Raw genomic sequence first — 14,023 nt, 5'->3', positions numbered from 1 at the left:
TTACTTCTTCTTTTTCTGTTGTTCAGCTTGTTCCATCATTTCTTTCATTTTTTGCTGAAATTTACTTTGCTTTTTTGGTTTCTTTTTATTTTCCTGAATTCTAGCATGAATTTTGGCGTCATCGATAATCACATTTTTGATCACTAACATAATTCCAATAGTAATTAGGTTGGAAACAAAATAGTAAAGAGATAAACCACTTGCATAGTTGTTAAAGAAGAATAACATCATGAGTGGAGATAAGTACATAATAAATTTCATATTAGGCATACCTGGTTGAGTTTGCATATTTTGCCCAGTAGTCATCATCATATAAATAAAAATTGCGATAGAAGCCAGAATTGGAAAAAGACTAACATGATCCCCGTAAAAAGGGATGTTAAATGGAAGCTCTGCAATGGTATCATAGCTAGAAAGATCATCTGCCCATAAAAAACTCTTTTGACGTAGTTGAAACGCACTTGGAAAAAAGTTAAATAAAGCGTAAAATACTGGTATTTGCATAAGTGCAGGTAAACAACCACTCATAGGACTCGCACCAGCCTTACTGTATAATGCCATCGTTTCTTGTTGTCTTTTCATGGCATTGTCCTTATGCTTCTCATTAATCTCATTGATTTCTGGTTTAAGCACTTTCATTTTTGCCTGAGATACATAAGATTTATACGTAACTGGAGACAAAACAATACGAACTATGATTGTCATCACAATAATCGCTACACCATATGATGGCAAAAAGCCACTTAAAAATGCAAAGAATGGAATGAACAAATATCTATTGATCCATCCAAAAATTCCCCATCCTAAAGGAACAATCTCATCAAGATTTTTATTATAATCACTCAAGATCTTATAATCTGTAGGTCCATAATACCAATTCATGGTATAGTTAAGCTCTCCTGATTGAAGTTCCAACGGCATTGTAGAAGAAAACTCTTTGGTAACTTGTACATCTTTATCATCCAGATCACTAATCTCGGCTACATTTTTTGAAGTGAATTTTGCACGTGTGAAGGGAGTGTTTGTTAAAAGAATTGAAGAGAAGAAATGCTGCTTGTAAGCTATCCAACTCACGGCTTCCTCTTCATCGTCTGTAAATTCACCTTGTCCTGAATAATCATCTTTGTCACCTTCATATTCATAATGTATTTCTGTATATCGGTTCTCGTAAGACGCACTTTTTGCATGACGAATTCCTTGCAGTTTCCAGTCTAGAGAAATGGGTTGACTACTATTTATAACACCTTGCAATCCTTGAGATCTAATAGAGAAATCAACCATATACTCATTAGGTTTGAGCGCATAGCGATACTCCAGAAATTGAGAATCAGACACCTTTAACTGCATAGTTAAAATGGTATTGTCTCCGCTTGTGGTTACTTTTGGTTCAAAAAATAAATCTGATGTATTTAAAATGCGATTATCGGTTGTTCCAAAATTAAGATTAAAAGATGCGTTTTTACCATCTTTGATTAAGTAAACAGGTACAGAATCATACGTCTTAAAATTTTTAAGCAGTGCTTCAGAAATATACCCTCCTCTATTATTTATCTTAAGACGAAGTACGTCATTTTCAATGGTAGTTATGGCTTCTTTTGCTGATGGTAAACCTGCGGAATAAGCAAACACTCCTAATTGTGTTTTTGCTCGCTCAATAGCTACAGAATCTTGAGGGTTTGCTATTAATGCTTCACTTTGAGTTACAAATTCTGTTTCGGGTAATGCTTTGTCTCCTTTTTGAGCATCAATCTGTTCTTGTTTTGCTTTTTCTGCTTCCAACTCTTCTGGAGTCGGTTGATTTTGATAAAGTAACCAGATTAAAATAACTCCAATTAATACAAATCCAATAATTGAATTTAAGTCAAACTTCTTTTCTTCCATTTAAATAAGTGTAAAAGAATATATAACAATTAGCATATATTCTTAAAATTAAACTATGTGTACGTGTTTTATATTATCAATTTTCTCGCCACCTATAAAGATTGCGACAATTTGGCGTCTATTTAGCTTTTGAGTAAGTCATAGCCGCTTTGGTAAAGGCTACAAATAACGGATGTGGATTTGCTACAGTACTTTTGTACTCTGGATGATACTGCACTCCCACAAACCATGGGTGATTGTCTACCTCTACAATCTCTACCAATCCAGTTTCTGGATTAATACCTGTAGTTTTAAGACCCGCTTGTTCTAACTGTTCTTTGTAAGCGTTATTATATTCGTAACGATGTCTATGGCGTTCAGAAATATTTTTTTCACCATACGCTTCGTAGACTTTACTCCCTTCTAGAAGTTCGCATTGCCAAGCTCCTAAACGCATGGTACCTCCCATATTGGTAATGCTTTTTTGTTCTTCCATCAAACTAATAACTGGAGAAGAAGCATTCTCATCAACCTCAATAGAGCATGCATCTTTTAATCCCAGTACATTTCGAGAATATTCGATAACTGCCATTTGCATACCCAAACAAATTCCGAAAAACGGAATTTTATGTTCTCGAGCATATTGCACAGCCTTTATCTTACCTTCAATACCTCGTTCCCCAAAACCTGGCGCTACTAGAACTCCATCAAGATGAGCTATTTTGTTTTTTATAGTCGAATCATCAATGTGTTCTGAGTGGATACTTTCAATATTTACCCTAACTTCATTCTCTGCTCCAGCATGAATAAATGCTTCTAAAATTGACTTGTAAGAATCCTGTAGCTCTACATATTTACCTATAAGACCGATCGTTACCTCGTGCTTAGGATTTTTATGACGTTGTAAAAAATCATTCCATTTATCCAAATTAGGTTCATCATCATCGCGCAGTACCAGTTGTTTTAGAACCACTGTATCCAAACCTTCTTCTAGCATTAAATTTGGAACATCATAAATCGTAGAAGCATCAATCGACTGGATTACGGCTTCTTGACGTACGTTACAAAAAAGAGCCAGTTTTCTACGTAAATCTTCAGACAATTCATGTTCTGTTCTACACACTAAGATATCTGCTTTTATACCACTCTCCATCAACGTTTTGACACTGTGCTGAGTTGGTTTAGTTTTTAATTCACCCGCCGCAGATAAGAAAGGAATCAAGGTTAAATGAATTACAAGTGCATTATTATCTCCCAATTCCCATTTGAGCTGACGTACAGCTTCTATATAAGGTAAAGATTCTATATCTCCTACTGTACCACCTATCTCTGTAATCACAATATCATAATTACCACTTTTACCTAAAATTTGTATACGCTCCTTAATCTCGTTGGTAATATGAGGAACTACTTGTACAGTTTTTCCTAAAAACTCACCGCGTCGCTCTTTATCTATAACACTTTGATAAATTCTACCCGTGGTGACATTATTAGCTTGTGAAGTAGGTGTATTTAAAAATCGCTCATAATGCCCCAAATCAAGATCAGTCTCGGCTCCATCATCGGTAACGTAACATTCACCATGCTCGTAAGGGTTCAATGTTCCCGGATCAACATTTATGTACGGATCTAACTTTTGAATTGTAACACGATAACCTCTTGCTTGCAAAAGTTTTGCTAAAGAGGCTGCAATGATACCTTTACCTAATGAAGAAGACACCCCTCCTGTTACAAAAACATATTTGGTATTAGCCATATACTTTAAATTAATCCGATTGTAGTAAAATTTTGCGCAAAAGTACGAAGAACTAACGAAACTGAAGCTTGAAAAATTAGCATTCTTTTTAGAAATCAATGATTCTTACTTAACAATTTTAAGGTTTTGAGTTTTATAAAGAACCTTAAATAAAAAATCTCATCATTTGGCAATGATGAGATTTTTTTCGAATTAAAAATTTTACTATTCCTCTTCGTCAGAATTTGACTTAGCATCAGTTGTAAAATCTGTAATTCCTTTATTTTGAAGAATGTTATACCACTGCAAGACTTTTTTGATATCACTTGGATACACTCTTTCTTCATCATAATTAGGCAAAACTTCACCAAAATAAGACTCCAATTTGGCTTTTGATTCTTTGTGATTAATAGCCTGTCCGCCATTCTCCTTTTCTTGAATATTTTTAAAAATATCTCTTAAAGGAACTTCTTCTGTAGTAGTATAAATAGCTATCTCGCTCAATACGCTTACGTTATTTCTCATATTGACTGTAAGACGTTTTCCGTCTGCCAACGATTCTGCTACGAAACCAGTACGTGTTTGCGCTTTTAATTCATATAGACCGGGTTTTCCCGAAATCGCTAATATCTTATCCAAACTCATATTATATTCTTTATAATGCTGGCAAATATCTAGAGTTCAACTTTAAAAATCAAACGATAGTACAGCTAAATTTATCTTAATTTTTAAAATTTTAATACAAACACAGACTATCGTCCTTTTTTAAGTAATGGAAAACGCATTCTATAGTCCATTTGGATTTTACCTTTTGAAATATTGGACAATTTACCTTTTATCAATCGTTTTTTCAAACTAGATAACTTGTCTGTAAAAAGAATGCCTTCTATATGATCGTATTCGTGTTGTATTACACGCGCAGCCAAACCATCAAACGAATGTGTTTGAGTTACTAAATTTTGATCTAAATAAGTAATGGTTATTTTTTCTTTTCTAAACACATCTTCTCTAACATCAGGGATGCTTAAACATCCTTCATTAAATGCCCACTCTTCTCCAGACTCTTCTGTAATAACAGGGTTAATAAACACTTTTTTAAAGGTAGCTAAACTTTGCTGCTGTTCCTCATTGAGCTCCTCGTCTTCGGCAAAGGGAGAAGCATCAACTACAAACAAACGAATAGACAGTCCGATTTGAGGTGCCGCAAGACCTACTCCATGTGCATTGTACATGGTTTCAAACATATTATCTATCAACTCGTTTAAGTTGGGATACTCTGTCTCAATTGCTTTTGCTTTCTTTTTTAAAACAGGATCACCGTAGGCTACAATTGGTAATATCATATACTTATTCTAACTAATTAATTTTATATTTTTTTACAAGTTATATAAATAGTCTTGCAAAATTATCGTGGCACTTATTTGATCTACCAAAGCTTTATCCTTGCGCTTTTTTTTAGAAATTCCGCTAGCAATCATGGTATCAAATGCCATTTTGGATGTAAAACGCTCATCAATTCTTTTTATTGGTATCTCGGGAATAATGAGTGTTAATTTATCTAGAAATTCCTTAATAGCTCCTTCTATTTGAGAGGCTTCTCCATGAAGTCTTTTGGGCGCTCCAACCACAAACAGCTCTACCTCTTCGTTCGTAACATACGCTTTTAACCATTCCAACAATTCTCTGGTACCTACCGTAGTAAGACCCGATGCAATTAATTTTAATTCGTCTGTAACTGCAATACCACATCGCTTACTTCCATAATCAATTGCCAAAATTCGTGCCATTGCTGTTTTTCTGCAAAAGTAAGATTTATTATAAGAAGACCCTAATTATTATTAGTGACCTAAAAAAAGTAGCTGTATTCTAAAATTCAAGATTTAGCTATTATATTTGTCAAAAAATCACACTAAATGAACCAACTCAAGGAAACAATAGAAAATGCCTGGTCTAATAGAGATCAATTAAAAGAAACCTCAACGCAAAATGCTATACGAGAAGTTATTGATCTTCTGGATAACGGAAAACTTCGTGTTGCCGAACCTACGGCATCGGGCTGGCAAGTAAATGAATGGGTTAAAAAGGCGGTTGTACTTTATTTCCCGATCCAGAAAATGGAAACACTAGAAGCTGGAATTTTTGAATATCATGACAAAATACCTTTAAAACGTGGTTATGAGGCCAAAGGAATTCGTGTAGTTCCTAACGCTGTAGCTCGTCACGGCGCATATATTTCTGCTGGTACAATCTTAATGCCGAGTTATGTAAATATTGGCGCATATGTTGATGAGGGTACGATGGTAGATACATGGGCGACTGTGGGAAGTTGTGCACAAATCGGTAAGAATGTACACTTAAGTGGTGGTGTAGGTATAGGAGGCGTATTAGAACCTTTACAAGCTGCACCTGTTATCATCGAGGACAATGCTTTTATTGGATCACGATGCATTGTTGTTGAAGGAGTGCGTGTAGAGAAAGAAGCTGTACTGGGTGCCAATGTAGTACTCACAGCTTCAACAAAAATCATAGATGTTACTGGAGACACTCCGATCGAAACTAAAGGGATCGTGCCATCTGGTTCTGTTGTCATACCAGGAAGTTATACAAAAAAGTTTCCAGCAGGAAATTACAATGTTCCTTGTGCTTTGATCATTGGGAAAAGAAAAGAAAGTACCGATAAAAAAACTTCGCTTAATGACGCGTTACGCGAATATAACGTAGCTGTTTAAGCTTATAGCATCCATACTTTTTAAAACAATCTCGCTAAATGCGAGATTGTTGCTTTTTTATAATTTTTTAAAATTTTACTCACATTTAAAAAATTAGTATTATTGCACAACTGATAGATCTACCTTAACACTATACTTGTGACCTCCTACTTATCTCATATTAAATTACTTGGCAAGCGCTTGTTACTAGTTACAGCTTTGTATCAAATCTGTCGTATATTATTTTTTCTTTTTAATTTTACATCGTTTTCCAAAGCATCATTTTATGAATTTCTGGGAGGTATCCGTTTTGACCTTTCTACAATTGCTTATACTAATTTAATAATTATCATCGCTCATACAATTCCTGGCAATTTTAAAGACAACATACTGTATCAAAAAATAGTAAAGAGGGTATATTTTGGACTGAATGCTATATTTATAGCAACCAACTTTATAGATATGGAATATTATAAGTTTACGGGAAAAAGGAGTTCTTATGGTATGATTACTGCACAAGGCATGGAAAATGAGATTACTGGCTTAGTATTCTCTTTCATGACAGAATTTTGGTATATCTTATTAATTTTAGTTTTATTGCTTTTTTTGTTTTGGAAGCTGATCCCCACATCATTGCCCTTATCAAGAAATTCTGAATACTCACTGAAGCATATAATTATTACTTCGCTAAGTTTTATTGCAATTATTACGGTGACCGTTATAATTGGACGCGGAGGGACGCAGCGTAAACCTCTTAAAAGAGTTGATGCAATTCAATACGGAAGTGCGCAAACGAGCGCCCTAGTACTAAACACTCCATTCTCAATATTAAAAACCCTATCTAAAAAAGAGGATTTAAGTATCCCCAATTATTTTAATCCTACAACATTAGCAAAATATTTTAATCCAATAAAAACATATACGAGCAAGCAACCATTTACCAAAAAAAACGTAGTAATAATTATTCTAGAAAGTTTTGGAAACGAGAATATAGGATCGAACCTTTCGGATAAAAGCTATACTCCTTTTCTTGATTCATTAATTACTCAATCTTTATTTTTTAGAAATGGATTTGCAAATGGTCGTCTATCTATAGATGCGGTTCCTTCTATTCTTTCTAGCATCCCTAGTTTGATGAACAACAATTTCATACAGTCCACTTATGCGTTTAATAAAATTAAAGGATTACCCAAAATTCTTAAAGAACAAGGATATCACACTTCCTTTTTTCACGGTGCCTTTAACGGTAGTCAAAATTTTGATCAATACGCAAAGATAAGCGGTTTTGATGCCTATTATGGCAAGAATGAGTACCCCTATCCTGGAGGAGAAGACGGTCGATGGGGAATTTTTGATGAAGAGTTTCTACAGTTTTTTGGTGAAAAATTAGCCAATTTTAAAGCTCCATTTTTTACAACTCTTTTCACCATTTCTTCTCATAATCCGTATATAATACCAGAGAAATATAAAAATAGATTTCCAAAAGGGACGACAAAAATTCACGAATCTATAGGGTATACCGACTATGCTCTAAGTAAATTTTTTGATCGAGTTAAACATGAATCTTGGTATAAGAATACACTTTTTGTACTTTCTGCAGATCACACATCGGCTGGTGGTAAGGGTTTTTATAACACCAGCTTAGGAAAACTCTCTATTCCAATTCTATTTTTTGATCCCTCTAATAATGAACTTAAAGGAACTAATGATAAAAATTTTCAGCAAATTGACATCCTACCTACAATTTTAGAATACCTTAATTATGAGGGGAAAATTTTAAGTTTTGGCAATAGCCTTTCAGAAAATGATCGTATGATAGCTTGTTATCAAAATAACGCGTATCATTTTGTTAAAAAAGAATATTATCTCATCTTTGATGGAAATAAAACATTAGGTTTTTATAATTGGAAGAAAGATTCGATGCAAACAGTAAATATATCAGAAACTGAACGTGAACGACGTATCGAATTTGAAAAACAAGCTAAGGCATATATCCAATGTTTTAACAGCCGAGTGGTAAACAACCAACTAACTCTGGATTAATGAAAATTTTAGTCATACAGCAGAAAATGATTGGTGATGTCCTAACCAGTACAATTATCTGCAGATCTTTAAAAGAGCAATATCCCAAATCTGAAGTAGTGTATTTGGTGAATTCGAGTACCATACCAGTGCTCGAAGGAAACACCTCTTTTGACAGAATAATTGAATTTAAAACAGATTATAGAGATAGTAAACTTGCGTTTATAAAATTTTTAATCGCTATTCGAAAAGAGAGATTTGATCTCGTTGTTGATGCTTACGGCAAATTAGAAAGCAATTTGATATCATTGTTTTCTAATGGTAAAGAAAAAATTTCATTTTATAAAAAATATACGCATTGGATTTATACCAAAACGGTTCATCGTGTCACTACACCAATAACGAATGCCAGTACTGCTATAGAAAATAGACTGCGCCTCATCTATCCTGATCCGGTTTTAAAAGATCATATAAAAAGGCCACAAATCCAGCTTACAAGCACAGAAAAAAAAGTCGCCAAAAAAATATTGATGTCGCATGCTATATCCTTAAACGAACCTTTATTTATGATTAGCGTACTTGGCAGTGAAGATATAAAAACACTTCCTCCCTCTTATATGGCAGCTTTACTTGACGAAATTGTAAAATTCACAAATGCCTCTATTCTTTTTAACTATATGCCCTCTCAAGTACAGGAAGCAAAAGCTATTTATAATTTAACTGCTTTTGAGACGCAACGTAAAATCCATTTTGACGTCTTTGGAAAAAGTCTACGAGAGTTTATGGGAATTTTATACCACTGTACAGCTTTATTAGGGAATGAAGGTGGAGCAGTTAATATTGCAAAAGCTCTAGATAAGCCGACATTTACGATTTTCTCGCCATGGATAATTAAGAAAGATTGGAATATGTTTGAAGACGGAAAAAAACATGACTCTATTCATTTAATCGATGTCAAACCAGAATTGTATGGTTCCAAATCACCTAAACAAATGAAAAAAGAGTCACTTGCACTTTACAAAGAATTTACCCCAGATATGATTATTAAAAAGTTGCAAAACTATTTAACTCAATTTATTAATCCAGATTTGGATTGATATTTAAATCACTACGTTAAGAAAGTAACTTTATTATTAAATTATTTTTTGCTCATTACAACCTATAAGAATATGCAAAATACAGTAAAACTCTCTGGAGTTATAATAACATACAATGAAGAACGAAAGATTGAAACATGCATACAATCTTTACAAAATGTGGTAGATGAAATCGTTGTTGTTGATTCTTTTTCTACAGATCGTACAGAGGCTATTTGTAAGAAGTATAATGTAAAATTTGTAAAACAAAAATTTCTTGGATATAAAGAACAAAAAAACTTTGTTATCTCACAAGCATCCTATGACCATATTATTTCTCTAGATGGAGATGAAGCCTTATCCGAAGAGCTACAAAAGTCTATTATTGACTTAAAATCAAATTGGGTTTATGATGGATATTATATGAATAGATACAATAATTTTTGTGGACAATGGATCAAACATTCTGATTGGTACCCAGATAAAAAGCTAAGAGCCTTTAAAAAAGGAAAAGGTGAATGGAAGGGTATTAACCCTCATGATTCGTATAAGCTTTACAACCCTAACAACAAAGGAAAATTAAAAGGCGATATTCTACACTGGAATTATCCAACATATAGCGCTTTTAATCAACAAATTGAAAAATTTTCGACGATCTCTGCACATTCCTATCACGAATTGGGAAAAAAAGCTCCCTTGTGGAAATTATTTTTTAATCCAACTTGGGCATTTTTTAAATCGTATGTTTTAAGGTTAGGCTTTTTGGATGGAGTCAATGGCTTTGTAATATGCTCACAAACGGCAAATCTTACATTTCTCAAATACTTGAAATTAAGGGAATTAAATAACAAAAAAATATAAAAATAATTACCTACATGCCTGAGAATAATAGCAGCAATTTAAAAGTTTTACTTATACTTTTTAAAAGAATGGTATCTATTTGATTTAAAAAAAGCGAGATTGATCAAATTTATTTTCTTATTCTAATTAAGAAATAGAGCGTCTATTTCTTTTGCACAATTCTCCCAAGTATATGGCAATACTGTTTTACGTATTTCAGTTTGACATAAAAATGCCTTTTCAATTAATGCTACTACCTCTTCATAACCCACATCTATATCAAACAAGAAACCATTTTGCCCATGTTTAATTATATCTGGGCAAAATCCAGTTTTTGAAGCAACCGGAACGCAATTAGACATCATTGCTTCAAGCACAGGTACTGGACCTCCTTCTAACAAAGATGGTGAAACAAAAACATCAATCTTCTCATAAAAAGCAGGATAAGATTCGTACGGCATATTACTATAATAAACAAAGTTTGGTTGTCTAGATAATTCTTCAAATTTGTCATAGAGCTCCCAACTATCTCCAATTAGATAGAAAGTTCTTTTAGGCATATTCTTTACTAAATCAAGCACCAAATCTGGATTCTTTCTAGAGCTAAAATGAGAACTAAAACCTACCCCGCCAGCTCCCCGCTTATGACTAGCAAAAAAAGTGGATGATGTAGCTATATGAATAACCTGTAGCTTTTCAGGTCTTATACCAATCTCTATTAAATATTTTTTAATGGAAGAGTTTAAGCAAATGATATAATCTGCTTTATTAAGACACCAAACTACATGAGTTTTGGAGTATTTTTTGGACCATGTAGGATGCGTAAACATCACTATATTTTTCTTTTTAAAAATACTCGGTGTACTTCTCAAACAACGACAAAAATAGTTATGATAAATATAATAATACCCGTCTGCTTTGGGTAAATTTTTTAGCCTATTATGATAATAGGGCTTCGCATGTAATGAAGAATATCTAGATAGCCGTCGAACTTTAGCCCCAAATATCCATCCTTTATCCTTTTCTCGTGCTATATAAACAACCGTATTAACAACTTTATGTATTGGACTTTTATAAAACCAAGATTGTATAATTACATTGAGATATTTCCACTTATGAAATAATATAAAATATAGTTCTTCTTTAAGATTGCTTTTTTTCGGCATATTGATATCGTAATTTTATTTTAACGACATATAAAAATAAACTATTGACACAGATAGTTACTTCACTAGATAGCGTTACGTTCTTTATATAGGACTATCAAAAGCTCTATTTTTGTATTTACTTTTCCAAAAGAATAAACGCTTTTTAATACGGTTTTTTCTGTAGAAACGGTTCTGAAAATCTTTTGTGAATTGCCACATCAATTCAAATACCTTAACCTTATCTTGACCAGAGATTTTTGCATATTCGTCACTCATTATCTCAATCATAGATTTATGTATTGTTAACTTTGCAAAGTTTTTAATTCGATCTTCAAAGAGCATAGTTCCAAATTTCATTCGATTAAGGTCTACCAAATAAAACTCATAATCATTTTCATTTCTCTTAATCAAAGTATTACCAGGAGAATGATCTAAAAAATTCACACCCTTTTCATGGAGTTCAAAAGTAAATCTTGTAAACGCTCTAAGGATATCCTCATGATCCGGAATATCAAAATTTGTGGTTAATTCTCTAAATGTAAGGTCACAGTTTACGAGTTCACAAATATAATAACTCTTTTTAAACAACAAAGGTGTACAATTTAAATAATAACCTAATGGACTAGGCGTTCTAATACCTAGGGAAAGCAATTTTATAGCATAATTATAGGAGCGTTCTGCTTTGGATTTTCTAAAAAAACGATAAACAATTTGATTGATTAAATTTGGAACTTTAAAGGATTTGATGGTATATCGCTTACCATTGACTGGTATTATTTTTATAACATTACGATCCCCTTGTCCAAGTACTTCATCATAGGTATCAAAGTTGAAGATAATTTGTTCTATCTCTTGACTAATTTTTGTGTAATCCGAATGGACAACAAATTTATACTGCATGCTTTAAATACTTTTTTTACTAAAATTAACTACCGTTGCGTATTGAGGATATCGAATATCTAATTGTGTAAACAATGTAGGTACATTATAAAGATAAGGCTTTATAGATCGACTGCGGTTAATACCCTCGTGAATCAATATATTATACCCTAAATCTTTATACATTTTTTTTATACTTCTATTAGTAAAAAATCTCAAATGTGTTCGGTCCATGACTCCAAAATCTTCATATCGCCAATCTTTATGAATTAGTACTCGTATAAAAGTATTGTGATATCTTACGTTGGGAATAGAGCTTATCAAAACTCCATTTGGAGACAATTTATGCTTGATTTTATCTAACACCATATATGGATCTACGAGATGCTCTAATACATCATTAAAGTAAATTACATCAAAATAGGAATCCGGCAAATTATCCAAATGATCTTCACATCGACCTGAAAAAACTTTATCTAATTTATTTGAAGCTTTAACGGCCTCATTATCCATATATTCAATACCCCAAACCTCTGCATTAGTTTCTTTTTTGATAACCTCGGCAAACGCACCATTTCCACAACCTATATCAATTATAGTTTTAGGATTTTCGGGTAAGTACTTAATCATTTCATATCGAATATTATCGTAATATCCTTTAGGTTTATTCTCGTAATCCATACGGTTAATTAATTTCAATAATCTTGAAAAATTCTATCTAGTCAATACTGTTATAAAGCAAATATAAGGTATTAATCAATAGTGTTTAATTTGTTAAACTTAACTACAAACTTTACTTTTGACATCTTATAACAGCTCCTTATGATGTATGATATTTCAGTAATATTAATCAACTACAATTCTTCTTCTTTCACAATCAATTGTATCGATTCGATTTTTGACCAAACATCCTCAAAACTTGCTATTGAAATAATAATTGTAGATAATGCATCGGCTTATGAGGACTATCAAATTATAAAAAAAAGAGTTGATTTGCTAAATCTTCAAACAGTGACATTAGTTCGCAGTAGAATAAACACGGGGTTTGGAGGAGGCAATATGCTTGGTGTACAACATGCTAGAGGAAAATATTACGCTTTTATAAATAATGATACTCTTTTACAGAATGACTGCCTTTCTATTGTTTATGATTTCCTAGAAAAAACGTCGGATGCAGCGATTTGCTGCCCTCAACAATATGATGAGCATAACGAAGTGCAAAAATCTTTTGATCATTTCTTAAGTCTTCGAAGAGAACTTTTTGGAAGATCCATTTTAGAAAAACTAGCACCTAAAAAGTACCCGAAACGAAAAAAAATATACGAGCAACCTTTGAAGGTTCAAAGTGTTCCTGGCTCCTTCTTGGTGGCTAATGCAGAAGCCTTTGATAGTGTAGGAGGTTTTGACACTAATATATTTCTATACTATGAAGAAACTGATTTATGTTATCGCCTATTAAAAAAATCTGCTAACGGCTCCTCATATTTAGTTCCGCAAGGTCGATATACACATTTTAAAGGTCAAAGTACTGCCAAAAGTTTTGCTATAAAAAAAGAGTTAAAGATTTCTTTGCTATATGTTTTGAAGAAAAATTCTGGATATCTACCTTACTTAATTTTGAGATTCTGGTTACTTTTTAAATTTTTACTAAAATCTCTTTTTTCACCCAAAAATTGGAAGCTTTGTATCCTTTTTGCTAAAGGAGCTCCTTTAACAGAGTCGCTAAAGCATCGTCAAATACTATTAGAGAAATAA

13 protein-coding genes are annotated in these 14,023 nt (G+C 32.9%); 5 read left to right on the top strand and 8 right to left on the bottom strand.

The features are described from left to right. The 5 genes from yidC to ruvX all read right to left on the bottom strand — a co-directional run bounded on the left by yidC (nt 1) and on the right by ruvX (nt 5,382). Nucleotides 1–1,881: a membrane protein insertase YidC gene (gene yidC / locus ACE939_RS02235; protein ID WP_378187157.1), complete on the bottom strand. Its 1,881-nt coding sequence runs from the start codon at nt 1,879–1,881 to the stop codon at nt 1–3. A gap of 118 nt (nt 1,882–1,999) precedes the next feature. Beyond that, nucleotides 2,000–3,616 carry a CTP synthase gene (locus ACE939_RS02230; protein WP_378187156.1) on the bottom strand — a complete coding sequence of 539 codons (1,617 nt, stop codon included), beginning with the start codon at nt 3,614–3,616 and terminating at the stop codon, nt 2,000–2,002. A gap of 204 nt (nt 3,617–3,820) precedes the next feature. After that, nucleotides 3,821–4,240, bottom strand: coding sequence for a DUF5606 domain-containing protein (locus ACE939_RS02225; RefSeq protein ID WP_378187155.1), 420 nt, complete (start codon nt 4,238–4,240; stop codon nt 3,821–3,823). 107 nt (nt 4,241–4,347) lie between these two features. After that, nucleotides 4,348–4,938 (bottom strand): peptide deformylase, encoded by a 591-nt coding sequence (gene def, locus ACE939_RS02220; RefSeq protein WP_378187154.1) that lies wholly within the window; start codon nt 4,936–4,938, stop codon nt 4,348–4,350. A gap of 33 nt (nt 4,939–4,971) precedes the next feature. Continuing rightward, on the bottom strand, nt 4,972–5,382 hold the full coding sequence (ruvX, locus tag ACE939_RS02215; protein ID WP_378187153.1) for a Holliday junction resolvase RuvX: 411 nt from the start codon (nt 5,380–5,382) through the stop codon (nt 4,972–4,974). 126 nt (nt 5,383–5,508) lie between these two features. Here ruvX and ACE939_RS02210 point away from each other — a divergent pair, with 126 nt between their 5' ends. The 4 genes from ACE939_RS02210 (at nt 5,509) to ACE939_RS02195 (ending at nt 10,262) form a co-directional block, all read left to right on the top strand. Further along, the gene (locus ACE939_RS02210; RefSeq protein ID WP_378187152.1) at nt 5,509–6,324 is read left to right on the top strand and encodes a 2,3,4,5-tetrahydropyridine-2,6-dicarboxylate N-succinyltransferase; all 816 of its coding nucleotides are present in this window, start codon (nt 5,509–5,511) and stop codon (nt 6,322–6,324) included. A 138-nt stretch (nt 6,325–6,462) separates the two neighbouring features. Continuing rightward, nucleotides 6,463–8,346, top strand: coding sequence for an LTA synthase family protein (locus ACE939_RS02205; RefSeq protein WP_378187151.1), 1,884 nt, complete (start codon nt 6,463–6,465; stop codon nt 8,344–8,346). Then, nucleotides 8,346–9,422, top strand: a complete 1,077-nt coding sequence (locus tag ACE939_RS02200; protein WP_378187150.1) for a glycosyltransferase family 9 protein — start codon at nt 8,346–8,348, stop codon at nt 9,420–9,422. The genes ACE939_RS02205 and ACE939_RS02200 overlap by 1 nt, the downstream gene beginning before the upstream one ends. Nucleotides 9,423–9,494: 72 nt before the next feature. After that, nucleotides 9,495–10,262 (top strand): glycosyltransferase family 2 protein, encoded by a 768-nt coding sequence (locus tag ACE939_RS02195; RefSeq protein WP_378187149.1) that lies wholly within the window; start codon nt 9,495–9,497, stop codon nt 10,260–10,262. 122 nt (nt 10,263–10,384) lie between these two features. Here ACE939_RS02195 and ACE939_RS02190 read toward each other — a convergent pair whose 3' ends face one another. The 3 genes from ACE939_RS02190 to ACE939_RS02180 all read right to left on the bottom strand — a co-directional run bounded on the left by ACE939_RS02190 (nt 10,385) and on the right by ACE939_RS02180 (nt 12,949). Further along, nucleotides 10,385–11,407, bottom strand: coding sequence for a glycosyltransferase family 4 protein (locus tag ACE939_RS02190; RefSeq protein WP_378187148.1), 1,023 nt, complete (start codon nt 11,405–11,407; stop codon nt 10,385–10,387). A gap of 84 nt (nt 11,408–11,491) precedes the next feature. Beyond that, nucleotides 11,492–12,289: a Kdo domain containing protein gene (locus tag ACE939_RS02185; RefSeq protein WP_378187147.1), complete on the bottom strand. Its 798-nt coding sequence runs from the start codon at nt 12,287–12,289 to the stop codon at nt 11,492–11,494. Between the two features lie 3 nt (nt 12,290–12,292). After that, on the bottom strand, nt 12,293–12,949 hold the full coding sequence (locus ACE939_RS02180) for a class I SAM-dependent methyltransferase (protein ID WP_378187146.1): 657 nt from the start codon (nt 12,947–12,949) through the stop codon (nt 12,293–12,295). 141 nt (nt 12,950–13,090) lie between these two features. Between ACE939_RS02180 and ACE939_RS02175 the strand changes: the two genes are divergently transcribed. Further along, nucleotides 13,091–14,023 (top strand): glycosyltransferase family 2 protein, encoded by a 933-nt coding sequence (locus ACE939_RS02175; protein WP_378187145.1) that lies wholly within the window; start codon nt 13,091–13,093, stop codon nt 14,021–14,023.

The organism is Aquimarina rhodophyticola (assembly GCF_042434915.1).
Classification (GTDB): domain Bacteria; phylum Bacteroidota; class Bacteroidia; order Flavobacteriales; family Flavobacteriaceae; genus Aquimarina.
Note: the sequence above shows the minus strand (reverse complement) of the source record. Positions and strands in the feature narration are given on the sequence as shown.